This is a genomic window from Streptomyces sp. NPDC007905 (assembly GCF_042959345.1).
Taxonomy (GTDB): Bacteria; Actinomycetota; Actinomycetes; order Streptomycetales; family Streptomycetaceae; genus Streptomyces.
Map to the genome: position 1 here is coordinate 478,536 of NZ_JBIBKS010000003.1, position 22,979 is coordinate 501,514.

At 71.9% G+C, this 22,979-nt stretch carries 21 protein-coding genes and 2 pseudogenes; 12 read left to right on the forward strand and 11 right to left on the reverse strand.

Going from position 1 to position 22,979, the window contains the following annotated elements; genetic code table 11:
* The first annotated feature begins 661 nt into the window (after positions 1 to 661).
* Entirely contained in the window at positions 662 to 2,098 is a 1,437-nt protein-coding gene (locus tag ACFZDC_RS08515; protein ID WP_391321476.1) for a hypothetical protein, read from the forward strand.
* Between the two features lie 118 nt (positions 2,099 to 2,216).
* Here ACFZDC_RS08515 and ACFZDC_RS08520 read toward each other — a convergent pair whose 3' ends face one another.
* Positions 2,217 to 2,621 carry a MazG nucleotide pyrophosphohydrolase domain-containing protein gene (locus tag ACFZDC_RS08520; RefSeq protein ID WP_391321478.1) on the reverse strand — a complete coding sequence of 135 codons (405 nt, stop codon included), beginning with the start codon at positions 2,619 to 2,621 and terminating at the stop codon, positions 2,217 to 2,219.
* 105 nt (positions 2,622 to 2,726) lie between these two features.
* On the opposite strand from ACFZDC_RS08520, the gene ACFZDC_RS08525 reads away from it, so the two are divergent.
* Positions 2,727 to 3,725, forward strand: a complete 999-nt coding sequence (locus ACFZDC_RS08525) for a TAXI family TRAP transporter solute-binding subunit (RefSeq protein WP_391321480.1) — start codon at positions 2,727 to 2,729, stop codon at positions 3,723 to 3,725.
* Positions 3,726 to 3,789: 64 nt separating this feature from the next.
* On the opposite strand, the gene ACFZDC_RS08530 is transcribed toward ACFZDC_RS08525, so the two are convergent.
* Together ACFZDC_RS08530 and ACFZDC_RS08535 are read right to left on the reverse strand one after the other, a co-directional pair.
* Entirely contained in the window at positions 3,790 to 5,196 is a 1,407-nt protein-coding gene (locus tag ACFZDC_RS08530; protein WP_391321482.1) for an ATP-binding protein, read from the reverse strand.
* A gap of 10 nt (positions 5,197 to 5,206) precedes the next feature.
* The gene (locus ACFZDC_RS08535) at positions 5,207 to 5,893 is read right to left on the reverse strand and encodes a response regulator (RefSeq protein WP_391321484.1); all 687 of its coding nucleotides are present in this window, start codon (positions 5,891 to 5,893) and stop codon (positions 5,207 to 5,209) included.
* 300 nt (positions 5,894 to 6,193) lie between these two features.
* Here ACFZDC_RS08535 and ACFZDC_RS08540 point away from each other — a divergent pair, with 300 nt between their 5' ends.
* The 8 genes from ACFZDC_RS08540 to ACFZDC_RS08575 all read left to right on the forward strand — a co-directional run bounded on the left by ACFZDC_RS08540 (position 6,194) and on the right by ACFZDC_RS08575 (position 12,481).
* The gene (locus ACFZDC_RS08540) at positions 6,194 to 6,970 is read left to right on the forward strand and encodes an ATP-binding cassette domain-containing protein (protein ID WP_391321486.1); all 777 of its coding nucleotides are present in this window, start codon (positions 6,194 to 6,196) and stop codon (positions 6,968 to 6,970) included.
* Positions 6,971 to 7,055: 85 nt separating this feature from the next.
* Positions 7,056 to 7,892, forward strand: coding sequence for a transporter substrate-binding domain-containing protein (locus tag ACFZDC_RS08545; protein WP_391321488.1), 837 nt, complete (start codon positions 7,056 to 7,058; stop codon positions 7,890 to 7,892).
* A 70-nt stretch (positions 7,893 to 7,962) separates the two neighbouring features.
* Positions 7,963 to 8,628: an ABC transporter permease subunit gene (locus tag ACFZDC_RS08550; protein ID WP_391321490.1), complete on the forward strand. Its 666-nt coding sequence runs from the start codon at positions 7,963 to 7,965 to the stop codon at positions 8,626 to 8,628.
* Complete coding sequence (locus ACFZDC_RS08555; protein ID WP_391321492.1) at positions 8,625 to 9,518, forward strand: ABC transporter permease subunit; 894 nt, start codon at positions 8,625 to 8,627, stop codon at positions 9,516 to 9,518. The genes ACFZDC_RS08550 and ACFZDC_RS08555 overlap by 4 nt, the downstream gene beginning before the upstream one ends.
* Before the next feature lie 177 nt (positions 9,519 to 9,695).
* Entirely contained in the window at positions 9,696 to 11,294 is a 1,599-nt protein-coding gene (locus ACFZDC_RS08560; RefSeq protein WP_391321494.1) for an FAD-dependent monooxygenase, read from the forward strand.
* Positions 11,295 to 11,386: 92 nt separating this feature from the next.
* Positions 11,387 to 11,458, forward strand: coding sequence for a putative leader peptide (locus tag ACFZDC_RS08565; protein ID WP_309544753.1), 72 nt, complete (start codon positions 11,387 to 11,389; stop codon positions 11,456 to 11,458).
* 70 nt (positions 11,459 to 11,528) lie between these two features.
* A complete protein-coding gene (locus ACFZDC_RS08570; RefSeq protein WP_391321496.1) occupies positions 11,529 to 12,074 on the forward strand; it encodes a cysteine dioxygenase in 546 nt (181 codons plus the stop codon).
* Positions 12,071 to 12,481, forward strand: a complete 411-nt coding sequence (locus ACFZDC_RS08575) for a rhodanese-like domain-containing protein (protein ID WP_391321498.1) — start codon at positions 12,071 to 12,073, stop codon at positions 12,479 to 12,481. The genes ACFZDC_RS08570 and ACFZDC_RS08575 overlap by 4 nt, the downstream gene beginning before the upstream one ends.
* A 40-nt stretch (positions 12,482 to 12,521) precedes the next feature.
* Here ACFZDC_RS08575 and ACFZDC_RS08580 read toward each other — a convergent pair.
* The 3 genes and pseudogenes from ACFZDC_RS08580 to recA all read right to left on the reverse strand — a co-directional run bounded on the left by ACFZDC_RS08580 (position 12,522) and on the right by recA (position 17,282).
* Positions 12,522 to 15,049 (reverse strand): annotated as a pseudogene (locus ACFZDC_RS08580) (ABC transporter permease).
* Between the two features lie 299 nt (positions 15,050 to 15,348).
* Complete coding sequence (gene recX, locus ACFZDC_RS08585) at positions 15,349 to 16,158, reverse strand: recombination regulator RecX (RefSeq protein WP_391321500.1); 810 nt, start codon at positions 16,156 to 16,158, stop codon at positions 15,349 to 15,351.
* Between the two features lie 2 nt (positions 16,159 to 16,160).
* The gene (gene recA, locus ACFZDC_RS08590) at positions 16,161 to 17,282 is read right to left on the reverse strand and encodes a recombinase RecA (protein WP_391321502.1); all 1,122 of its coding nucleotides are present in this window, start codon (positions 17,280 to 17,282) and stop codon (positions 16,161 to 16,163) included.
* Positions 17,283 to 17,594: 312 nt separating this feature from the next.
* Here recA and ACFZDC_RS08595 point away from each other — a divergent pair.
* Positions 17,595 to 18,339: pseudogene (locus ACFZDC_RS08595) on the forward strand (hypothetical protein).
* A 23-nt stretch (positions 18,340 to 18,362) separates the two neighbouring features.
* Here the strand turns inward: ACFZDC_RS08595 and ACFZDC_RS08600 are convergent.
* Both ACFZDC_RS08600 and ACFZDC_RS08605 read right to left on the reverse strand, forming a co-directional pair.
* Positions 18,363 to 19,613 carry an AI-2E family transporter gene (locus tag ACFZDC_RS08600; RefSeq protein ID WP_391321504.1) on the reverse strand — a complete coding sequence of 417 codons (1,251 nt, stop codon included), beginning with the start codon at positions 19,611 to 19,613 and terminating at the stop codon, positions 18,363 to 18,365.
* 60 nt (positions 19,614 to 19,673) lie between these two features.
* Complete coding sequence (locus ACFZDC_RS08605; RefSeq protein WP_391321506.1) at positions 19,674 to 19,868, reverse strand: DUF3046 domain-containing protein; 195 nt, start codon at positions 19,866 to 19,868, stop codon at positions 19,674 to 19,676.
* Positions 19,869 to 19,949: 81 nt separating this feature from the next.
* Here ACFZDC_RS08605 and ACFZDC_RS08610 point away from each other — a divergent pair, with 81 nt between their 5' ends.
* Positions 19,950 to 20,894 (forward strand): hypothetical protein, encoded by a 945-nt coding sequence (locus tag ACFZDC_RS08610; RefSeq protein ID WP_391321508.1) that lies wholly within the window; start codon positions 19,950 to 19,952, stop codon positions 20,892 to 20,894.
* 41 nt (positions 20,895 to 20,935) lie between these two features.
* On the opposite strand, the gene ACFZDC_RS08615 is transcribed toward ACFZDC_RS08610, so the two are convergent.
* The 3 genes from ACFZDC_RS08615 to ACFZDC_RS08625 are packed head-to-tail and all read right to left on the reverse strand — an operon-like array spanning position 20,936 to position 22,895.
* Positions 20,936 to 21,244 carry an AzlD domain-containing protein gene (locus tag ACFZDC_RS08615; protein ID WP_391321510.1) on the reverse strand — a complete coding sequence of 103 codons (309 nt, stop codon included), beginning with the start codon at positions 21,242 to 21,244 and terminating at the stop codon, positions 20,936 to 20,938.
* Entirely contained in the window at positions 21,241 to 22,032 is a 792-nt protein-coding gene (locus ACFZDC_RS08620; protein ID WP_391321512.1) for an AzlC family ABC transporter permease, read from the reverse strand. Before ACFZDC_RS08620 ends, ACFZDC_RS08615 begins: the two co-directional genes overlap by 4 nt.
* A 23-nt stretch (positions 22,033 to 22,055) precedes the next feature.
* Positions 22,056 to 22,895, reverse strand: a complete 840-nt coding sequence (locus tag ACFZDC_RS08625; protein ID WP_391321515.1) for an AraC family ligand binding domain-containing protein — start codon at positions 22,893 to 22,895, stop codon at positions 22,056 to 22,058.
* Positions 22,896 to 22,979: the final 84 nt, after the last annotated feature.

A 22,979-nucleotide genomic window follows, 5' to 3' on the forward strand; every position in this document is an offset into this window, starting at 1 on the left:
GCCAGGGCCTACGCGTCGCTGGCCGGGACCGGTCGGCGGCGGCTGAAGGAGGTATGGGCAACGGCCGAGGAGACCGCCGCCGAGATCTTCAGCGGTCCCGTGTGGGACGACGGCGAGACAGGGCTGCTGTCCGCTCTGCCGACCCGCCTCGGCGGCACGGGACTCGCGGGCCACGGCGGCGCGGCGCACTGACCTCTCCCTTCCGCCGAGAACGGGTCATGGCCGGCGGGCCGCCCCTTCCGGCGGGCACGGGTCGCGGCCGGCCTCTCCCGCCCGACGGGAAGCTCATGGCCTGCCGTCTTCCGCCCAACCCGAGGCTCACGCCCGGCCGCCTTCCGCCCAACCCGAGGCTCAGGCCCCGCCGCCTTCCGCCCGACGGGCACAAGTCGCGGCCGGCCGTCTCCCTTCCGACGGGCACAGCTCACCGCCGACCGTCTCCCCCCAAGGGCACAGGTCGCGGCGGGCCGTGATCCAGCCATCGCGCGGCCCGAAATCGCCGTAAGCCAGGTCACGTTGGGATGTGGCCGGATTGTGAGAGACCCGCGCCCCGGGCCATGGCATGCTCATGACCCACCACCGAGTTACCGGCCGGTTCTACCCATTGGTAGCCCGACCGTCGGTGCTTCCTTCTCACCACCCCCCACTTCCCACAGGACCGACCTTGCGCAGACGCACGAGGCACAGGCGTGCCCTCCTGCCCGCCTTCGCCGTGACCGCCCTCCTCCTCGCCGCCGGCTGCTCCTCGAACGCGCCGCACGCCGACCAGCCGGCCGTAGGCCACGGCCAGGACGTCCGGGCCACCGACGCGCCCACCGGCGGCACGGACCACTCGCTCACCGTCGCCGCGGCCCCCGCCGCCACCGCGACCGCGACCGCCACGACCGGACCGGCCGGTTCGGGCCGGCGGGCCCACCGGACCACCCTCGCCGTCAGCTCGTACGACAGCCGGACCCGACGCGCCGTCATCTCCGAGTCACCGTCGAACAGCGGGCCTTCGCGGAACCCGGGGACCCCTTCCCCCACCACGTCGGCGGCGCCGCACCAGGCCGCCGTGGGGGACGTCATCGCCAGCGCCCCGGCGCCCGGGGCCCCGCACGGGCTGCTCGCCCGGGTCACCGAGGTGCTCGGCGAGACCGACCGGGGCACTCAGGTGCAGACCGAACCGGCGACGCTCAACGCGCTGCTGGGCGACGACACGGCGAAGGGCACCGTGCCGGTCGACCCGTCCGCCTTCACCGTCGAAAAGCTGCTGCCCGACGTGAAGGTCTCCTGGTCCAAGGCGGGTGACGTGCACGTCGGGCCGAAGGGCGCGACCGTGCCCCTCGGCAGCCTCCGGCTCGACGTCGGCGCCCAGGTGCCGACGTCGCAGGGTGCCCCGGCCTCGGCCACCGCCTCGGTGTCCGGGTTCGTGCAGGTGGCCCCCCAGGTCGACTTCACCTACGGCGGCACCGGGACCGACGCGGCGCCCGGCTCGGCCTACTTGGGTGTGTCCGGCGACTGGGCCTCCGGGTGGGCCGTGAAGGGCCGGGCCGCCGCGGCCACCGGCACGCCGCTGCGGATTCCGTTCGCCAAGCTGCACGCCGACCCCGTCCTGCAGGTCGGCCCGGTCCCCGTCGTCGTCAACCTCGACCTGACCTGCTACGTACAGATCAGCGGCGACGGACACGTCACCGTCGACGTCGAGCAGAGCCTAAAGGGCGACTTCAAGGCGGGCGGTACCTTCGGCCCCACCAAGGGGTGGACGCCAGTCAGCTCCGCGGACATGACGAGCACACCCGTACGGGCCTCCCTGACCACCGCCGGGAACGTGAAGACGGCCCTCGGCGCCGAAGCGTCCGTCGGCCTCTACGGCACCATCGGCGTCACCGCCGACCTGGCACCGTACGTCCGCGGTGAGGCCTCCGGGACGGTGACCGTCTCCTCCGACGCCCCCGGGACGAAGACCGAGGGCGCCTGGGGTGTGTACGGCGGCGTCGACCTGTCGGGCACCCTGCGGCTCCAGCTCTCCGTTTTCGGGACGCCGGTACTGCAGCGGAGCGTTCCGCTGGGGTCCCTGCACCGCGAGTGGAAGCTGGCGGGCGGCTCACTGCCCTCGTAGGCGTCGGGCGGCCGCACCGCAGGGAGCGTTGAGGGCGACCCACGGCCGTCGCAGACGTACGACGGGCCACACACCGGGGGCGGCAGCCGGCGGACGGCCCCGCCGCCCCTCGTGGGCCTCAGGCGCCGCCAGGTATCCAGCCCTGGCGGCGCAGGACCGCCGACACGTCCGGTGCCCGGTAGTGCTCGCCCTTGAGGACCTTGCCGTCGGCACGGCGGGCGACCTCGCCTTCGGGCCCCAGCTTGCTCATGTTGGCGCGGTGGATCTCGGCGATCACCTCGTCCAGATCGATCCCGTGGACCAGAGCGGTGCCGTACGCCACGTACACCACGTCCGCCAGCTCGTGCGCGAGCCGGTCCAGCGGTCCCTCGACCGACACCTCGGCGACTTCGGCCGCCTCCTCGGCGAGCAGTTCCCCGCGATGCGCGGCCAGTTCGGGCACCACCTCCGTCGGCGTGGTGCGGGCGTCCAGGCCGAAGGCGGTGTGGAATTCGCGGACGAGGCGGGCGGGCGAAGAGCTCATACGGCGACTTTAACGGCCGCCACCGACAGCGCCTGCGCGCTCGGCGGGGCCCGGCAACGGCCCCACCCTGGCCGACCCCGCCCGCGGCCTGGCAGGATCGCCCGCATGTCCAAGGTGTTCCCCCGTATCAGCAGGCCCCGGGCGCTGCGGAGTGCGGCCGTCGGCATCGTGGCCCTCGGGCTGCTGCTGTGGTGGCTGCTGCCGTTGGGCGAGAAGCCGCCGAGCGGGACGATCGTCTTCAGTACGGGCACGCCGCGCGGGGTCTACCAGGAGTACGGCGAGCGGCTGCGCACCGAGCTGGGCAGGGACATGCCCGGCCTGGAGGTGAAGCTGCTGAACAGCGCCGGTTCGCAGGAGAACGTTCAGCGCGTGGCGTCCGGGGAGGCCGACTTCACGATCGCGGCGGCCGACGCGGTCGAGACGTACGAACTGCGGCATCCCGGTGACGGGGCCCGGCTGCGCGGTGTGGCCCGGCTCTACGACGACTATGTGCAGCTCGTCGTGCCGCGCGACTCGAAGGTTCGCAGCGTCGCGGACCTGCGGCACAAGCGGGTGGCCATCGGACTGCCCGACTCCGGGGTGCGGCTGATCGCGAACCGGGTGCTGCGGGCCGCGGGCATCGACCCGCGCAAGGACATCACGCCGCTGGCGGACGGCATAGACACCGGCCCCGACCGGCTGCGACGGGGCAGTATCGACGCCTTCTTCTGGTCGGGCGGGCTGCCCACCAAGGGGCTGGTCGAGCTGGCCGCGAAGTCCGCCTTCAGGTTCGTGCCGATCGACGGCGGCCTCGTCACCAAGCTGCACGCCGGCGGGGAGGTGGCCCGCTACTACCGCGCCACCAGCATCCCCGAGTCGGCGTACTCCGCCGTTCAGCGAGGGTCGGCGGTGCCGACCATCGCGGTGTCCAACCTGCTGATGACCCGCAAGGACATGGATCCCCGGCTGACCGAGTGGCTGACCCGCACGGTGATCAAGAGCCGGGACGGCATCGGCGCCCACGTCCACTCCGCCCAGCTCGTCGACGTGCGCACCGCGATCTACACCGACCCGCTGCCCCTGCAGGAAGGCGCCCGGCGCTACTACCGGTCGGTCAAGCCCTGACCGGTGCTTTCGGGATCACGCCGGCCGGAAGGCACCCTTAGGCGACGCCGGCCGGAAGACACCCTTAAGCGATCTCCGCGTGCCTCGGCACCGCCACCGTCACCCGCAGTCCCCCCGGTTCGTGGTGCGCGTAGGTGAGGGAGCCGCCGCCCGCCGCGAGCAGGGCGCGGGTGATGGACAGGCCCAGGCCCGAGCCCTTGACGTTCTGGTGGCGGCCGCTGCGCCAGAAGCGGTCGCCCACGCGCGCGAGTTCCTCGTCGGTGAGGCCGGGCCCGGTGTCGGTGACCACGACCGTCGAGGTGTCGCCGTTGGAGGCGACGACGACGTCCACCGTGCCGCCCTCGGGGGTGAACTTCACGGCGTTGTCGATCACCGCGTCCAGCGCGCTGGACAGGGTGATCGGGTCGGCCCAGGCGGTGGTGGGCGGGCAGTCGCCGGCGAGCCGGACACCCTTGGCGTCGGCGGCCGGCGACCAGGCGGCCACCCGCTCCGCGGCCAGGGCCCCGATGTCGGTCAGCCTGAGGTCGGCCTCGGCGTGCTCGGCCAGCGCCAGGTCGAGCAGGTCGTCCAGGACCTGCGTGAGGCGCTTGCCCTCGGTGCGGACCGAGGCGATCTCCTCGTTGCCCTCGGGGAGTTCGAGGGCGAGCAGTTCGATGCGCAGCAGCAGCGCCGAGAGCGGGTTGCGCAGCTGGTGCGAGGCGTCCGCGACGAAGGCGCGCTGCTGCTCCAGCACGTCCTCGACGTTGTCCGCCATCTCGTTGAACGACCGGGCCAGCCGTCTGAGTTCCGGCGGCCCGCCGCCGACCGCGACGCGGGACTTCAGGCGCCCGGTGGCTATGTCGTGGGTGGTGGCGTCCAGGATCCGTACCGGCCTGAGCACCCAGCCGGTCAGCCGGAGCGCGGCGCCGACGGCGAGCAGCATCGCGGCGATCTCGCCGGCCCCGATGAACAGCCAGCCGCGCAGGATCCGCGAACGCATCTGCCCGGTGGGCGAGTCGGTGACCACGACCGCCACGACGTCCCCGTCCCGGATCACCGGCGAGGCGACGATCAGCCGGCTGCGCTGCCAGGGCCACACCTGCCGAGGGTCGTGGCTGCGGCGGCTCAGCAGCGCCTCGCCGAACGCCTCCCGGACCTCCCCCGTCCGCGGGACGAACCAGTCGCCCGGGGCGTTGGCCATGGCCGAACCGTTGAGGTAGAAGACGCCCGCGCGGATGCCGTAGACGCCGTAGTAGCTGTCCAGTTCCCGGCGGAGCGTCTCCTGGCGCTCGTCCGGGGCGTTACGCCGGGATCCGCTGGGCCCTTCGGTGACGAACTGGGCGAGCGCGGCGAAGCGCGCGGTGTCGTCGATCCGGTCGACGACGACCCGCTGCTGCTGGGCGGCGGCCACGCTGACGGCGAGCGGGACGCCGAGGGCGAGGAGTACGGCCGCCATCAGGACGATGAGCAGCGGCAGGAGCCGTGTGCGCACCCGTCCCCCGCTACGCGGCCGGGGCGACGAGCCGGTAGCCGACGCCCCGTACGGTCTCGATCAGCGCGGGCATGCGCAGCTTGGCGCGCAGGGAGGCGACGTGCACTTCCAGGGTGCGGCCCGTGCCCTCCCAGCTGGTGCGCCACACCTCACTGATGATCTGCTCCCGCCGGAAGACGACCCCGGGGCGCTGGGCGAGCAGCGCGAGCAGGTCGAACTCCTTGCGGGTCAGTTGGACGACCGAACCGTCCACGCTGACCTGGCGGGTCGGCAGTTCGATGTGCACGGCGCCGAGCCGCAGCGCGGTCTCGGCGCCCGCTGCCGCGTCCTCGTGGGCGGTGCGCCGGCTGACGGCGTGGATCCGGGCGAGCAGTTCCCCGGTGTCGTACGGCTTCACCACGTAGTCGTCGGCGCCCAGGTTGAGTCCGTGGATGCGGGAGCGGACGTCGGAGCGCGCGGTGACCATGATCACGGGGGTGCTGGTGCGCTTGCGGATCTTGCCGCAGACCTCGTAGCCGTCCTGGTCGGGCAGGCCCAGGTCGAGCAGGACCACACCGAATCCGGCGCCCTCGGGGACGAGCGCCTGGAGGGCCTCCTCGCCGCTGCGGGCGTGGGTGACGTCGAAGCCGTGCCGCGCGAGGACCGCGGACAGTGCGGCGGCGACGTGGTTGTCGTCCTCGACGAGCAGCAGTCTCATCCCGGCCCCCTCCGGTTCAGCGTGGTCGTGCGGTCTTGGTTCTCGTTCGCTTGCTTGTTACCTCACGTGCACGCGCGCGTGCACCATGGCAGTGACGCCGATGGATAAGGACGGCGTCAAGCGGGTTCCGGTTGCCTGCGGCTTCCGTTACCCGGCCGATACGCGCGCTGGGCCAAGTGCTACGACACGTGTCGGTTTGCTATCGGATCGTGATGCTCAGATTCCCCTCAGATGTGATGACGCTGGTCACCGGCCATCACTACTGTCCACCGAAACCGAGGAGGACGGAGCCCGAGAGCGATGACCAAAGTATCGGTGGCCAAGGAAGACGTGGCCGCGTCCGGCGAACTGGTCGTCCTGAAGAGCGTCAACAAGCACTTCGGCGCGTTGCACGTGCTCCAGGACATCGACCTGACGATCTCCCGCGGTGAGGTCGTCGTGGTCATCGGACCCTCCGGGTCCGGCAAGTCGACCCTGTGCCGCACCATCAACCGCCTGGAGACCATCGACTCGGGCGCCATCACGATCGACGGCAAGGCGCTGCCCCACGAGGGCAAGGAGCTGGCCAGGCTGCGCGCCGACGTCGGGATGGTCTTCCAGTCCTTCAACCTCTTCGCGCACAAGACCGTGCTCGAGAACGTGATGCTGGGCCAGCTCAAGGTCCGCAGGACGGACAAGAAGCAGGCCGAGGAGAAGGCGCGGGCGCTGCTCGACCGCGTCGGCGTCGGCACCCAGGCCGACAAGTACCCCGCGCAGCTGTCCGGTGGTCAGCAGCAGCGTGTCGCCATCGCCCGGGCGCTGGCGATGGGCCCGAAGGTCATGCTCTTCGACGAGCCGACCTCGGCGCTGGATCCCGAGATGATCAACGAGGTCCTGGAGGTCATGCAGCAGCTCGCCCGCGAGGGCATGACCATGATCGTCGTCACCCACGAGATGGGCTTCGCGCGTTCGGCCGCGAACCGGGTCGTCTTCATGGCCGACGGCCGCATCGTCGAGCAGGCCTCGCCCGACCAGTTCTTCAGCAATCCGCGCAGCGACCGGGCCAAGGACTTCCTGTCGAAGATCCTGCACCACTGACGGCACCGAGCCCGGCGCCCCGGCCGCCCCGGGGCCACCCGTCCCTCACGGCCCTCGTTCCTTCACCACGCAAAGGATGTTCATCATGAAGCTCCGCAAGGTCACCGCCGCCTCGGCCGTCGTGCTCGCCCTTGCCGTGTCCGCGACCGCGTGCGGCGGCGACAAGAAGGACGACGGCGGCTCCTCCGGCGGTGGCAAAAAGATCACCGTCGGCATCAAGTTCGACCAGCCCGGCATCGGCCAGAAGACCCCGCAGGGCTACTCCGGCTTCGACGTCGACGTGGCCACCTACGTCGCCAAGAAGCTCGGTTACAGCGCCGACCAGATCGAGTGGAAGGAGTCGAAGAGCGCCGACCGCGAGACCATGCTGCAGCGCGGTGACGTCGACTTCATCGCCGCGTCCTACTCGATCACCCCGGAGCGTCAGCAGAAGGTCGACTTCGCCGGCCCGTACCTGCTGGCCCACCAGGACGTGCTGATCCGCGCGGACGACAGCTCCATCAAGTCGGCCGGCGACCTGAACAAGAAGAAGCTGTGTTCGGTGACCGGCTCGACGTCGGCCCAGAACGTCAAGGACAAGCTGGCCCCCAAGGCGCAGCTGCAGCAGTACCCGACGTACTCGGCGTGCCTGACCGGTCTGCAGAGCAAGGCGATCGACGCGCTGACCACGGACGACTCGATCCTCGCCGGTTACGCCGCCCAGGCCCAGTTCAAGGGCAAGTTCAAGCTTGGCGGCCTGAAGATGACCAATGAGAACTACGGCATCGGCGTCAAGAAGGGCAGCGACCTGAAGGCCAAGATCAACAAGGCCCTCGAGTCGATGGTCTCCGACGGTTCGTGGCAGAAGGCCGTGGACAAGAACTTCGGCCCGGCCGGCTACAAGAACGAGCCCGCCCCGAAGATCGGCGACATCAAGAGCTGAGGCCCGGCGGGTGCGCCGTCCGTGAGGGCGGCGCACCCGGGCGTCCCTACACGCGGAAGCACGGGAGATCGTGTTCGACTTTCTTGACAAGTACGACGTGCTGGGAGCCTTCTGGACGACAGTGCAGCTGACGCTGCTGTCGGCCGCGGGCTCCCTGGTCTGGGGCACTCTGCTGGCCGCCATGCGGGTGGGCCCGGTGCCGCTGATGCGCGGTTTCGGCACCGCCTACGTGAACATCGTGCGGAACATCCCGCTCACGGTGATCATCCTCTTCGCCTCGCTCGGCCTGAAGGACACGCTGCGCATCACCCTGGGGTCGGACCAGGTCGACACGTCCAACTTCCGGCTGGCTGTGCTCGGACTGGCCGTCTACACGTCGGCCTTCGTCTGTGAGGCGATCCGATCCGGCATCAACACGGTGCCGGTCGGGCAGGCCGAGGCGGCCCGCGCCATCGGCCTGAGCTTCACGCAGGTCCTGGCCCTGGTCGTACTGCCGCAGGCCTTCCGTGCGGCCGTGGGGCCGCTGACCAACGTGCTGATCGCGTTGACGAAGAACACCACCGTGGCGGCCGCGATCGGCGTGGCGGAAGCGGCACTCCTGATGAAGAAGATGGTGGAGAACGAGGCACAGCTACTGCTGATCTCCGCCGTCATCGCCTTCGGATTCTGCTGTCTGACGCTCCCGACCGGTCTGATCCTCGGCTGGGTGGGCAAGAAGGTGGCGGTGAAGCGATGAGTTCGGTCCTGTACGACGCCCAGGGCCCGCGGGCCAAGCGGCGCAACATCCTGTACACGGCGGGCTTCCTCGTCGTCCTCGCGGCCGTCCTGTGGTGGGTGTACAAGGGTCTCGACGACAAGGGCCAGCTGGAGTGGGTCCTCTGGAAGCCGTTCTTCAGCGGCACCGAGGCCTACTCGACGTACATCTGGCCCGGTCTGCAGAACACCCTGAAGGCCGCGGCCCTGGCCATGGTCATCGCCCTCCCGCTCGGCGCGGTGCTCGGCATCGCCCGGCTCTCGGACCACGTGTGGGTGCGTGTTCCGGTCGCGACGGTGGTGGAGTTCTTCCGGGCGATCCCGGTGCTGGTCCTGATGATCTTCGGGCTCGCCCTGTTCGCCGCGTACACCGACGTCAGTTCGGACGACCGTCCCCTGTACGCGGTCGTCACCGGCCTGGTGCTGTACAACGCGTCCGTGCTCGCGGAGATCGTCCGCGCGGGCATCCTCGCGCTGCCGAAGGGCCAGTCCGAGGCGGCCATGGCGATCGGCCTGCGCAAGAACCAGGTCATGCGGCTCATCCTGCTGCCGCAGTCGGTCACCGCCATGCTGCCGGCGATCGTCAGCCAGCTGGTCGTCATCGTGAAGGACACGGCGCTCGGCGGCGCGGTCCTGACCTTCCCCGAACTCCTCTCCTCGGCCAACACGATGAGCGGCTACTACGGCGCCAACACCATCGCCTCCTTCACGATCATCGCGGTGATCTACGTGGTCATCAACTTCTCGCTGACCACGTTCGCGAGCTGGCTGGAGCGACGGCTGCGGCAGCGGAAGAAGTCGACCGGCGCGGTGCTCGGCGTCGACGACACAGTGAACATCGCCGGCGCTGCAGGGACGGGAATCGCGGCCTGACGCCGGATCAAACCCGACTGCGTCATCCGGAGGCAGTGGCATGATCGCCACTGCCTCCGGTCGCTTGACGCAAACTCCGCCAATGGGTTGCATACGTTCTGTGATCGTGCACCCCGCTTCACCTTCCTGTTCACCTGCGACCGTCAGGACACCGCTGCGGGCAGGGGGCACCGCGTCGTGGACCCGGTGATCGTCGTCGGAGCGGGGCCCGTCGGGCTCACGCTCGCCCTGGCGCTGGCCCGTCAGGAGGTGCCGTCCGTCGTCCTGGACGAGGGGCCCGGCAAGGACGAACCACGCCCGGCCCGCACCGCCGTGCTGCGCGAGGACACGGCCGCCCTCGTGGAGCGGCTGACCGGAGTCGCGCTCGGTGACCACGGCGTGCGATGGACCGGATGGCGGTCGGTGCGGCGCAAGCAGGTGATGAGCGAGATCACCTTCGACGAGGGCGATCCCGGCCCGCTGCACATCGCCCAGCACGTCCTCACGGGTGCCCTGCGCGCGGCCGTGGCGGACGAGCCACTGGTCAGGATCACCGTGGACAGCCGGCTCGACGCGATCGAGCAGGAGCGTTCCGGCATCACCGCGCACACCCGTGGCCCCAAGGGCACCTGGTGGCGTGGCAGTTACCTGGTGGGCTGCGACGGTCCGCGCTCGACCGTGCGCAAGCTGCAGGACATCCGCTTCCCGGGCCGTACGGCGGTGGAGCGGCACGCGGTCGCCGCACTGCGCGCGGAACTTCCGTGGGAGGGCCGTGCGTTGCTCCATCGGATGCCGCCGTGGCGGTCGTCCGGGCCCTCGGCCGGGGAGGTGACCGCCCGCCCCCTCCCGGACGGCGTGTGGCGTCTGGACTGGCTGCTGCCACCGGGCAAGGACCTGGTCACGCCCGACATCCTGGTGGCCCGGATCCGCGAGACCCTCGCGGGCTGGACGGACGGCTCCACACCGGCGTACGACCTCCTCGACACCGGTGTCCACACGGTGCACCACCGGCTGGCCCGGCGCTGGCGCGCCGGCCGGGTCTTCCTCGCCGGGGACGCGGCCCACCTGCTCGGCGCGCTCGGCACCCAGGGCCTCGACGAGGGCCTCAGGGACGCCGACAACCTGGCCTGGAAGCTGGCCTCGGCCTGGCACCACGGGCACCACGAGGCACTGCTCGACAGTTACCAGACCGAGCGGCGCGCGGTGGTCGCCGCCCGGCTGCGCGCCGCCGACCAGGTGCTGCCGGTGCTCCGGGGCTCGGGCGCGCTGCGCCACATCGTCCCCGGCGCGACCCGGGGCCACGAGGCGCTGCTCACGGACGGTCACCTGGGACGCGGCACGGTGGGTGCGCCGGGGGCGTACACCGACTCGCCACTCGCACCCCGGCACCTGGAGGGCGAGATCCCGGTCGAGACCCTGCCCGGCGCACCGGTCACCGATGTCCGGGTCACAGCGGAGGACGGTTCCTTCGTAAAACTGCGCGACCGGCTGGGCCGGGGGTCCCTCCTCGTCGTACTGATCGCGCCGGGCACGGGCGTGTGGGACCGCAAGCACTGGGTGTCCGCCGGGGTCATGCCCCGGCTCGCGGCCGCCGTGACGGCGCTTCCGCACCCGGCCGAGCTGCTGGTCGCCGAGGAGTACCCGGGTGCGCCGGCGCACAGCGTGCTGCTCGTGCGCCCCGACGGCCACCTGGTCACCGCGCTGAGCGGGGTGCGTCCGGCCGATCTGTACGCGGCGGCGGAGGCGACCGTGGGCGGCGCCGTGAAGGAGGCGGAGGCCGGCTCCGGCGCGCGCTGACCGTGGGCCCCGTCACCCTCCGTCCACATGGTGAAGGTGAATTGACCGGAGTGCGGCACCGTGCTGTACTCCGGATCGTGACCGACACCTGTGTGCGCCTGTGGCGGAGGGTCCATATGGACCTCGTCCGCTATGCGGGCTGCGTGTGTCGCCCGTCCTGCTGAATTCGCTCCCTTCCTTCCTTTCCGGGCGCCGCCGTGCGCCCGTTCGGCGAACCCCTTCAGGACGGTGCACGTGTCTGTCTCTCCCTCTGCGTCCCCTGCTGCCGACACCGGTGCCGCCGGCTCGGCGCCGACCCAGGCGGACCTCCTCGACTTCCTGCGGCGCACGGCCGCCGACACCGAGCTGATCGCCTCGCTCCCGCTCGACCCCGAGGGCCGCACCTGGGTGCGGCTGGAGGGCCCCGGCGGCAGCGAGGCCTGGCTGATCGGCTGGCCGCCCGGCACCGGCACCGGCTGGCACGACCACGCCGACTCGGTCGGCGCCTTCCTCACGGCGTCGGGTGAACTCACGGAGTACTCGCTGGCGGCCCGGTTGCCCACCGACGGCTGGAAGACCCTGGAACTCGCCGAGGGCGTGGACCGCGAGCGCCGGCTGCCCGCCGGACAGGGCCGTGCCTTCGGCCGTCACCATGTGCACGAGGTGCTCAACGAGTCCCGCGACCGCCACGCGGTCTCCGTCCACGCCTACTATCCGCCGTTGCCGCGGATCCGTCGCTACAGTCGCTCGGGCCAGGTCCTGCACCTGGAGCAGGTCGAGCGCCCGGAGGACTGGCAGTGAGCGGCACGAACACACGGCCGATCGGCATCGACGACCTGCTGGAGCGGGTCCGCGCGGGCTACCGGCGCATCGAGGCACAGCAGGCACACGAGGCGGCGCGCACCGGTGAGGCCCTGCTGGTCGACATCCGGTACGCGGCCCTGCGCGAGCGGGACGGGCTGATCCCCGGCGCCCTCGTCATCGAGCGCAACGAACTGGAGTGGCGTCTCGACCCCCAGGGCAGCCACCGAGTCCCCGAGGCCTCCGGCCACGATCTGCGCGTCGTCGTCATCTGCAACGAGGGCTACGCCTCCAGCCTGGCCGCCGCCTCCCTCCACCAACTGGGCCTGCACCGCGCGACCGACCTGGTGGGCGGCTTCCAGGCGTGGCGGGCAGCCGGACTGCCGGTGGAGCCGGTGAAGGACTGACGGGGACTCAGCGGGAGGCGGTGGTTCTTCGTCGGCGGTCCTACTCCTTCGCCGTGGCCACCGTCACCGCCCGCACCCGGAGCGCCGCGCGCCCCGGAAGGGCGCTGGACACGAGCGCGAGGAGGGCGGCGACCGCCAACACCGTGACGTAGAGCAGGGGTGCGACCGTGGGGGCGGCGCGACCGGTCATGCCCAGGCTGAACGCGGTGAGTACGGCGAGGGTGATGCCGCTGCCGAGTGCGGTGGCGAGGAGCAGCACGGCCAGCACCTCGGTGCGCAGCACGCGCAGCACCTGGCGGCGGGTCGCTCCGGCAAGGCGGAGCAGGGCGAACTCCCGGACACGCTCAGCGACCGACATGGCGAGCGTGTTGACGGCCGCGATGGCGGTGAAGGCCAGGACGAGCCCCATGGCCAGGTAGTTGACCTCCGCGTTCGCCTGCTGCCGGTCGGCCTGGAGGGAGTCCGCGGCAGTCGGCGAAAGAATCTGCAGACCTGGGAACTCACGCAGCGTAGTCAGGAGTTGTGTCTTTGTACGGGTCGTGCTGACGAGGACGGAGGAGGCGAGCGGGTTGTCGACGTGGTGGGCCACGAGGTCGTGGGCGAGGGTGAGGTCGCCGAAGCCGAGACCCCGGGCGTAGACGGCGGCGACGGTGAGCGTGGCGGGCGTGCCGTCGCCGAGCGTGAGTTTCAGGGTGCTTCCGAGCTTCAAGTGGTGCTGGTCCGCGGCCAGTTCACTGACGGCGACGGCGCCGGGGGCGAGACCGCCGAGGGAGCCCGCGGTGACCTTCGGGTCCCAGGTACGGGTCAGACCGGCCGGGGTGACGCCCTGGGCGGAGTATGTGTCGAGGCCGATACGAACGGTCGTGCGGACCACTTCGGTAGCGGTGTCGTGCTGGTCACGCAGCCGCCGTGCGGCCTCACCGGGGACGCCAGGCCCCTGGGCGGCGACGACCCAGTCGGCGGTCACACCCGCGCGCGCCTGCGCCCGGGCGGCGTCGCCGAGGGTCGACTGCACGAACAGCACGGTGCAGGTCATGCCGATGAGCAGGGTGAGGGGGGTGACGACTGAGGCCATCCGGGTGGCGTTGCCGCGCAGGTGGCGGTGGCGAGGCGGCCGCCGTGACCGGTGAGCCGCAGTGGACCGGCGAGCAGCAGCGCGGCCGCCTTGACCAGCAGCGGGCCGAGCAGGGCGACGGAGGTGGACAGGACGACGACGGCGAGGTAGGTCACGGGGGTCGAAGCGGGCTCGGTACGCAGGGAGGTGAGGACGGCGACGAGGACGATCCCACCGGCGAGGAGCAGCAGACCGGCGGCGATACGCCCCCGGGCCGGACGGGCGCGCTCGGTCCTGGATTCCGCCAGGGCTTCCGCCGGGCGGATCCCGGCGATCCTGCGGGAGGCGATCCGGGCTGCCGTCCAGGCGCCGAGCAGGGTGGCGGCGAGGGCGGCGAGCGGCGGGAAGACGCTGACGGTGTGCTGGAGCGTGACGGGAACGGCGCCCAGGGCGACGAACCTGGAGTGCAGCCAGCCACCCAGCGGCAGCCCGAGCAACGCACCGGCGGTGCCCGCCGCCGTTCCGATGATCAGTGCCTCCCGGCCCAGCAGCGTGCGGATCTGTCCGGGCGTGGCGGCGATGGCTCGGAGCAGGGCGAGTTCGCGGTGGCGCTGCTGGACGGTGAGCGCGAAGGTGCCGACGACCACGAGTACCGCCACCAGCAGCGAGGTACCGCCCATCGCGCCGCCCATGCCGACCAGCCGGGTCCGGGCCGCTGCCGCGTCCAGGAACTCCACGGGGCCGCGGGCGGCGCCGGTGCTGACCTGCGCGGTGGTGCCGTGCAGCGCCCGCACCACGGCCTGCCGCACCGTCTCCTGGTCGGCGCCCTCGGCCGGGAGCACGCCGAACGTGGTGACCTGCCCCGGATGCGCGGCCAGCCGCCGGGCCTCGGCGGTGGAGAAGAACAGGGACGTCTGGTGGGGTACGGGCGTGGCCGGTGTGGCGACACCGGTGATGCGGTAGGCGCGCGGGGACCGCGTGGACTGCACCGTGAGGCGGTCGCCGGGCCGGAGACGGGCGCGTGCGGCGAGGTCGTGGTCGATGACGAGGTCACCGGCGGCCCTGGGTGCGCTGCCCTCGGTCAGCCGGTAGGGCGTCAGCGCGGCGGAGTCCCAGGCGTGCCCGTAGGCGGTACGGCCGCCGGTGCCAACCGGGGTCAGGGGCTGCGCGAGGAAGGTCAGTTCGGGAACGACACGGGCGACGCCGGGGGTGCGGGCGAGGGTTGCTCCCAAGTCGGCGGAGAGCCAGGCGCGTTCAGCGATGGGCTTCGCCTTGTGCTTGACCTTGGTCTTGCCCTTCTTGTGCTTCACGGTGGTGTGGTGGACGTACTGGTCGGCGGAGACCACGACGGGAGCGGCGGCATAGCGCTCGGTGCGGATCATGCCGCGCAGGCCGGTCTCGAGGAGGGTGCCGCAGGCGGTGATCAGGGCGGCCGCGCACATCAGGGCGAGGAAGGCGCCGAGGAAGCCCGCCTTGCGGGCGCGGACGGTCTGGAAGGCGTATCGCAGCATCATCGGGGCGGGCTCTCTTCTGTGGTGCGTCTCGGAGTCCGTGCGCCTGCCGGCCCAGGCGTGGGCCGTGTTCCGGGGCGTGGGTACACCGTCGCCCGCGCAGGGGTCCGAAAGCACTGCGGTGGGCCGCCGTCCTGAGCGGGGGGGGGTTAACCCGACCTACTCCCGCTCGCACAGCATGCCCATGTCAAACCTCGAGCCGCCCGACGCCTGTGAGCCACCGGTCCCGTGACGGTGAGCCACTGTCCCGGACCACAGGGAGGCATCGGCCGGGCGGTCGCTCCGGGCCGGGCGCCCGGCCGTCAGAGGCCCTCGCCCTCGAGGAACTCCGTGTCCTCGCCCTCTTGCTCCAGGGCCTGCCGGACGACGCGGAGGGCCAGGCCCTCGGGGTAGCCCTTGCGGGCGAGCATGCCGGCGAGGCGCCGGAGCCGCTTGTCTCGGTCGAGGCCACGGGTGGCCCGCAGCTTGCGGGCGACCAGTTCGCGGGCGGTCGCCTCCTCCTGCTCGGAGTCGAGCTGCGCGACGGCCTCGTCGATCAGGGTGGAGTCGACGCCCTTGGTGCGCAGTTCCTGGGCCAGTGCGCGACGGGCGAGCCCCCGGCCGTGGTGCCGGGACTCCACCCAGGCATCCGCGAACGCGCCGTCGTCGATGAGTCCGACCTCCTCGAACCGGGACAGCACCTCGTCGGCCACGTCCTCGGGGATGTCCCGCTTGCACAAGGCGTCCGCGAGCTGCTTGCGGGTGCGCGGGGTCCCGGTGAGCAGACGCAGACAGATCGCCCGCGCCCGCTCAGCCGGGTCCCCTGAAGACTCCCCCCGCTCGGCCCTCGACGAGGAAGGGGCGCCTTCGCCCTCACCGGACGGCTCTCCGAAGCCGCCCCTCCGGCGCCCGCGTCGCCGGCCGCCGCGCGGTCCGGCGGCACCCCGGCCGCGGCCGGGCGAGCCTTCCCCGTGAGGCTCGTCGCCCGGATGCGTGACGCCGTCGCCGTGCCCGTCGCCCCCGTGACCGTCGTCGCCGGCCGTGGCGGCGCCCGGGTAGCCCCCGGCACCCCTCCCCCGTGGGGCACCGGGGGTGGCGTACTCGTGCTCGGCCCAGTCGGTTCGTCGTGTCACGGTCAGCTCTTGGCTGCGGCAGCCTTGGGCTTGGTCGCCTTGGCGGCCGCGGGCGCCGTCTTGGCGGCGTCGTCGGCCGCGGTGGCGACCGCAGCGTCCGCGCCCGGCTCGGCGGCGGGCTCCTCCGGCCGGACACCCACGCCCAGCTTCTCCTTGATCTTCTTCTCGATCTCGTTGGCCAGGTCGGGGTTGTCCTTGAGGAAGTTGCGCGCGTTCTCCTTGCCCTGGCCGAGCTGGTCGCCCTCGTACGTGTACCAGGCGCCGGCCTTGCGGACGAAGCCGTGCTCCACGCCCATGTCGATCAGACCGCCCTCGCGGCTGATGCCCTGGCCGTAGAGGATGTCGAACTCGGCCTGCTTGAAGGGCGGGGCGACCTTGTTCTTGACGACCTTGCAGCGGGTGCGGTTGCCCACCGCCTCCGTGCCGTCCTTCAGTGTCTCGATGCGGCGGATGTCGATGCGCACCGAGGCGTAGAACTTCAGCGCGCGGCCACCGGTCGTGGTCTCCGGAGAGCCGAACATCACGCCGATCTTCTCGCGGAGCTGGTTGATGAAGATCGCGGTGGTCTTGGACTGGTTGAGCGCGCTGGTGATCTTCCGCAGTGCCTGGCTCATCAGCCGGGCCTGGAGGCCGACGTGGCTGTCACCCATCTCGCCCTCGATCTCCGCGCGCGGGACGAGCGCGGCGACGGAGTCGATGACGATCAGGTCCAGGGCACCGGAGCGGACCAGCATGTCCACGATCTCCAGCGCCTGCTCGCCGTTGTCCGGCTGGGAGAGGATCAGGTTGTCGATGTCGACGCCGAGCTTGCGCGCGTACTCGGGGTCGAGGGCGTGCTCGGCGTCCACGAAGGCGACCTGGCCGCCGGCCTTCTGGGCGTTGGCCACGGCGTGCAGGGTCAGGGTCGTCTTACCGGAGGACTCCGGGCCGTAGATCTCCACGACACGACCACGCGGCAGGCCTCCGACGCCGAGGGCGACGTCGAGTGCGGTCGACCCGGTCGGGATGACCTCGATGGGCTCATTCGACCGCTCGCCCATGCGCATGACCGCGCCCTTGCCGAATTGCCGTTCAATCTGTGCGAGCGCGGCGTCGAGCGCCTTCTCGCGGTCGGTTCCTGCCATGGGTTCCACCCGATTTGCTTGAGTCGATCGCTTCACGTCAAAGACGCTAACGCCTGCCACTGACAATGCGCCCCGACGTCGGCCCGGCCTGTGGATAACCAGGGGACATCTCAACCGAAATCATGCTGAAGTCCCCGTCGAGAGCCTCGCCTGAGCCTCCATAAGAATGGATGTTCGATTTCCGTGTCAAGCGCACCACAGGGCACCGGAAACTCTCCCTCCCCGCGCCCGGGGGCCTACTCCCGGCGGCGTACGACGGGTGCCTTCGGCCGGACGACGACCGCACGGGGGCGTTCCCCGGAGCCTGGGCCCATGAAGAATCCGCGCCGCGCCGAGCGCCTGTGCCACGTGACCGGTCTGCTCCTCGTTCTCTCCGGTCTCGCGCACCTGCTGGTGTTCGCGGTCGACGGCGGCCCCTGGGACGGCCCCGTCTCCTGGCGCAAGCCCGTCACCTTCGGACTCTCCTTCGGTGTGACCCTGATCGCGATCACCTGGGTCACGTCGTACTTGCGGGTGGGGCCGCGGCTGCGCACCGTCCTGCTCGCTGTCTTCGCCGCGGAACTGCGTGGTGGAGGTCGGCGGCGTCGCCCTTCAGGCGTGGCGCCGGGTGGCCTCGCATCTCGACATGGAGACCCCCTTCGACACGGCGGTGTCCATGACGCTCGCGGTGGGCGGCGGAGTCCTGGTGGCGCTGCTCACCGTCTTCGCCGTGGCGTCCTTCCGGCCCCGGCCGGCGGGCCCCGCCGGCATGCCGCTCGCGGTGCGCACGGGGTTCGCGATCCTGCTCGTGGCACTGGCCTCGGGCGCGGCGATGATCGCGCGCGGCGTCGTACTGACGCGGACCGGCCACCAGGAGGTCGCCTATCACTCGACGGCCGCGCTCAAGCCGCTGCACGGGGTGAGCCTGCACGCGGTCCTGGTCCTGCCGCTGCTGGCCCTGCTGCTGTCCCGCACCTCCTGGGGTGAGCGGACGCGGTGGCGGATCGTGGCCGTGGCGACGGGCTGTTACGCGGCGGCCGTCGCGGGCGCCGGGGTGTGGGCGGTCCTGACGTACTGAAAGCGACCCCGGACACCACGTCCCTAGGAGGACTCCTCCGGACCGGGCTGCCGTGCCCACAACCGGCGTATGCGCGAGACCGCCCCAGGGCCGCCCGGGCCCCGCGAGCGGTGCCCCTGCACCCGGGGATCGTCCATGACGGCGTACCGCTTCACGTAGGCCCCCAGGAAGGCCTGCAGCGTGGCGACCGCCGGGATGGCGATCAGCGCGCCGACCGCGCCCAGCAGCGCGGTGCCCGCGATCACCGAGCCGAAGGCGACCGCCGGGTGGATGTCGACGGTCTTCGAGGTCAGCTTGGGCTGCAGCATGTAGTTCTCGAACTGCTGGTAGATCACGACGAAGACCAGCACCCACACCGCGTACCAGGGGTTCACGGTGAACGCGATCAGCATGGGCAGCGCGCCCGCGAGATAGGTGCCGATTGTCGGGATGAACTGCGACACGAGGCCCACCCAGACACCGAGCACGGGCGCGTACGGCACGCCGAGGGCCTGGAGCAGGATGTAGTGCGCTATCCCGGAGATGAGCGCCATCAGGCCGCGCGAGTAGAGGTAGCCGCCCGTCTTGTCGACGGCGATCTCCCAGGCGCGCAGCACCTCCGCCTGGCGCGCCGGCGGCAGGACGGAGCACAGGGCGCGGCGCAGCCGGGGACCGTCGGCGGCGAAGTAGAACGAGAACAGCGCGACGGTGAGCAGCTGGAAGAGACCGCCGAGCACCTGGGCGGACACGTCGAGCACTCCGGCCGCGCTGTTCTGCGCGTACTTGCGCAGCCAGCCGGAGTGCAGCAGCCCCTCCTGGACGTCCACGCGCCTGAGGTCCGTGTGGAAGGTGTGGTTGATCCAGTGGATGACGGAGTCCAGGTACGCCGGGAAGCCCTCGACCATCTTGATGATCTGGCCGGCCAGCATCGAGCCGAGCAGCGTGATGAAGCCGGCGGTGACGATCGCCAGCCCGAGGAAGACCAAGAAGGTGGCGACGCCTCTGCGCATGCCGTGAGCGGACATCCAGCTCACCGCGGGCTCGATGGCGAGGGCGAGGAAGAACGCGATCAGTATGTTGATCAGCAGTCCGGTCAGCTGGTGGAAGGCCCAACTGCCGAGCTGGAAGGCGGCGATGAGCGAGAGCGCGAGCACCATGGCGCGCGGCAGCCAGCGCGGCATGCGGCGCCCGCCCGGCGCGGCGGCGCCGTCGGCCGGGGGCCGGGGGGGCGGCGTCGTAACGGTCGGGGATGCTGCGTGCCGGGCGGCCGGCTCGTTGTCGTCAGTGGGTGCCACGGGCCAAGTCTCACCCACGTCACCGACAGCCCGCTGCCAGCCCGGTATCTTCGCGGCCGGTCAGCGTCGCTCCCCGGGCACGTCCATGACCGAGCAGACCACGCGCCACACGTCCCTGGCATCCCAGCCGGCGTCCAGTGCCTCGTTCACCGTGCGCCCGCCGAGCTCCGTCATCACATGATCGCGCGCGAAGGTGTCGGCGTACCCCGGACCGAAGTGTTCCGCCATCCGCTGCCAGAAGACCGTCAACCGCATGACTCCAGTATCCCGCCCCTGGGGGTGGGCCCCGCCGGAGGACCGCTTGCCGAGACCGCTTTCCGTCCTACGGTCTGTCGCATGGCCGAAACAGGAGTTTCCCCACTCCCCCCTACGCCCCCGGCGCGCTCCCCGCTCTTCCGCGCCGAACAGTTCGTCTGGCTCACCGCACGCGTGCTGGAGCAGCGGCTCTTCGCTCACCACTTCCTGAACGGCGCGGCCGATCCGGTGGAGACCGCGCTGGACGCCTATCGCAATGAGGACGGCGGGTACGGCCACGCGCTCGAACCCGATCTGCGCGGCCCCGTGAGCCAGCCCCTGCACACCGCTCGCGCGCTGCGTGTGCTGGACGCCGTCGGGCGCTGCGGCGGGCAGCGGGTGGAGCGTGTGTGCCGCTATCTGACCTCCGTCTCCACCGCGGACGGCGCCCTGCCGGCCATCCATCCCAGCCAGCGCGGGTATCCGGTGGCGCCGTTCGTCCCGGTCGTGGAGGACCCTCCCAGCGACCTGCTGGCCACCGGGCCCGTGGTGGGCCTGCTGCACCGCAACGAGGTCTGGCACGCCTGGCTGTTCCGGGCCACCGACTTCTGCTGGCAGGCCGTGGAGTCCCTGGAGAGGTCCCACCCCTACGAGGTGGAGGCCGCCGTGGCCTTCCTGGACTCCGCCCCCGACCGACCGCGCGCGGAGGCCGCCGCCGACCGTCTCGGCCGCCTGGTGCGCGAGCAGCGGCTGGTGGCACTGGACCCCGGTCGCCTCGACGACTACCCGGTCGCCCCCGGCTACGCCCCCGGCGAGCACCACTTCCCGCACGACTTCGCGCAGAGCCCGCAGTCGCTCGCGCGCGCGTGGTTCACGGACGAGGAGATGGCGCGCTCCCTGGACTTCCTGGCCGCCGAGCAGCAGCAGGACGGTGGCTGGCCGATCCGCTGGCGCCAGTGGGCACCGGTTCCCGCGCTGGAGGCGCGCCCCATGGTGACGATCGAGGCCCTGTGCACCCTCAGGGCGTACGGCCGCTTCGTGGGCTGAGCCCGCTCGGCCCGGCTGAGCCGGGCGGACCCCTGCCGCGCTCACCCGCCGATCGCCCGCACCCCCGCCGTCACCACCACGGCCGCCGCGACGACCAGCAGGAACGGTGCGCGCAGCACCAGCGCCACAGCGGCCGCGCCGAGCCCCGCGGCCCTGGCGTCCAGTACGAGCGCGTGCCCGTCGGCGAACGTCTGCTGGGCGGTGAGCGCGGCCAGGAGGGCGACGGGCAGCAGGGCGGCGAGCCGCCGGACCAACGGCCGCTCCACGGCGCCGGCGGGCACGAGCAGTCCGGCGAGCTTGACGGCGTAGCAGCCGAGCGCGGTCACGCCGATCGCGAGCCAGGTGTTCATCGACCCTTCTCCGATTCGCCGGGCCCGCCAGAGCTGTCCCTCATGTTCGTTACATCCTTTATGTCATGTCGGGTGCGACCGCTGCGCCGGCCTTCGGCGATCAGCGCGGCCGGCGCCGCCAGCGCCGCCACCAGGACCGGTACGCCGGCCGGCAGGACGGGCAGCAGGCCGAGGCCCAGCAGGACCGCGAGGCCCGCGACCGCGCGTTCGGTCGGCGTCTTGAGCATCGGGGCGAGCAGGGCCAGGAAGACGGCGGGGCCGGCCGCGTCCAGGCCCCATGCGTCGGTGTCCCCGATGGCCTTCGCGCCCAGCGCGCCGAGCAGCGTGGTGAGGTTCCACAGCAGGTACAGGCTGAGCCCGGTGACGGTGAAGCCGATCCGCGCGGCCCGCCGGCTCGGCTGGGCCAGGGTCACCGCTGTGGTCTCGTCGATCACCCACTGGGCGGCCAGCGGCCGCACCGCGCGCGGGAGGGCCAGCAACTGCGAAAGGCGCAGCCCGTAGAAGGCGTTGCGCACGCCCAGGAAGAAGGCGCCGGCGGCGGCCGTGAACGGGTTGCCGCCGGCGGCGAGCGCGCCCACCAGGGCGAACTGGGAGGCGCCGGTGAACACCAGGAGGCTGAGCGCGCAGGTCTGGAGGAGCCCCAGTCCGCTGCCGGCCGAGGTCACCCCGAAGGCGAACCCGGAGAGCCCGACGGCGACGCCGACGCCCAGGGCGTCCCGTACGACCGCGGCGTCCGGCTTGCGCGTGCCGTCGGCGGCCATGTCCGCGAGTGCTGTCTGTTGTGCCACGTCTCGGACGGTACGGGCGGCCGTCAGCCCGGGTCTTGTACGTTCTTGCGCTCGCGTTGATAGGCGCCCGGGGGCACCCCGACGATCCGGGTGAAGTGCCGGTTGAGGTGCGGCTGGTCGGTGAAGCCGACGGCGACGGCCGCTTCGGCGGGTGCCGTCCCCGCGTCCAGCAGCAGTCGCGCGCGCCGCACCCGGGCGTCGGTCAGCCAGGTGTGCGGCGGCATCCCGTAGGCGTCACGGAACGCCCGCAGCAGGGCGAACGGGCTGGTTCCCAGGTCGGCGGCGAGGCGCTCCAGGGTCGGCGGTTCGGCGATCCGCTCTTCCAGTACCGCACGCGCGCGTGCGGCGATCCGCGCCCCGGCCGTCCGCGTCCGCCGTTGCGGCAGCGGCCCGCCGTTGAGCCGCAGCAGCCTGGTCACGGCCACGCGCAGCAGGGTGTCGGCGGCCAGTGCGTTGCCTTCCTCGGCGGCACGGAGCACCTGGTGGACCAGGCGGACGGTGTACGGATCGTCGAGGACCGGGCTGACGAAGCCGGGCGTTCCGCGCAGAGCGGTGGTCTCGGCCGCGATCCCGGCCACCACCTCAGGCGACGGATAGACCGCGCCGTACCGCCAGCCCTCGGGCACGCCGGCCCGGCCGGTGTGCGCAGTGTCCGGATTGACCAGCGCGAGGGCTCCCGCGCCGACGGAGACGTCGGAGCCGCGGTGGTGGAAGACCTCGACGCCGTCGGCGATGGCCGCGATCACGAAGTTCTCGTGGGTGTGCCGGACGAAGGTCTTGTGGATGTATCGGGCACGCAGCAGGTCGACGCCGGGCAGCTCCTCGTACCGCCAGTGCCGCGCCCGCTCCGCTGAACCCGCCATACGCCCATTCTCCGCCACGCCCGCGGGCCCACGACGGCCGGCAGACCTGCCCCCGTCCCGTCTGCCCAGGTCAGAGCGATTGTC

Bases quoted from the DNA above. Each gene is read 5' to 3' on its own strand.
- ACFZDC_RS08520 (WP_391321478.1), bottom strand. From the start codon at position 2,621: ATGAGCTCTTCGCCCGCCCGCCTCGTCCGCGAATTCCACACCGCCTTC.
- ACFZDC_RS08525 (WP_391321480.1), top strand. From the start codon at position 2,727: ATGTCCAAGGTGTTCCCCCGTATCAGCAGGCCCCGGGCGCTGCGGAGT.
- ACFZDC_RS08535 (WP_391321484.1), bottom strand. From the start codon at position 5,893: ATGAGACTGCTGCTCGTCGAGGACGACAACCACGTCGCCGCCGCACTG.
- ACFZDC_RS08540 (WP_391321486.1), top strand. From the start codon at position 6,194: ATGACCAAAGTATCGGTGGCCAAGGAAGACGTGGCCGCGTCCGGCGAA.
- ACFZDC_RS08545 (WP_391321488.1), top strand. From the start codon at position 7,056: ATGAAGCTCCGCAAGGTCACCGCCGCCTCGGCCGTCGTGCTCGCCCTT.
- ACFZDC_RS08555 (WP_391321492.1), top strand. From the start codon at position 8,625: ATGAGTTCGGTCCTGTACGACGCCCAGGGCCCGCGGGCCAAGCGGCGC.
- recA (WP_391321502.1), bottom strand. From the start codon at position 17,282: ATGGCAGGAACCGACCGCGAGAAGGCGCTCGACGCCGCGCTCGCACAG.
- ACFZDC_RS08605 (WP_391321506.1), bottom strand. From the start codon at position 19,868: ATGCGGTTGACGGTCTTCTGGCAGCGGATGGCGGAACACTTCGGTCCG.
- ACFZDC_RS08610 (WP_391321508.1), top strand. From the start codon at position 19,950: ATGGCCGAAACAGGAGTTTCCCCACTCCCCCCTACGCCCCCGGCGCGC.
- ACFZDC_RS08615 (WP_391321510.1), bottom strand. From the start codon at position 21,244: ATGAACACCTGGCTCGCGATCGGCGTGACCGCGCTCGGCTGCTACGCC.
- ACFZDC_RS08625 (WP_391321515.1), bottom strand. From the start codon at position 22,895: ATGGCGGGTTCAGCGGAGCGGGCGCGGCACTGGCGGTACGAGGAGCTG.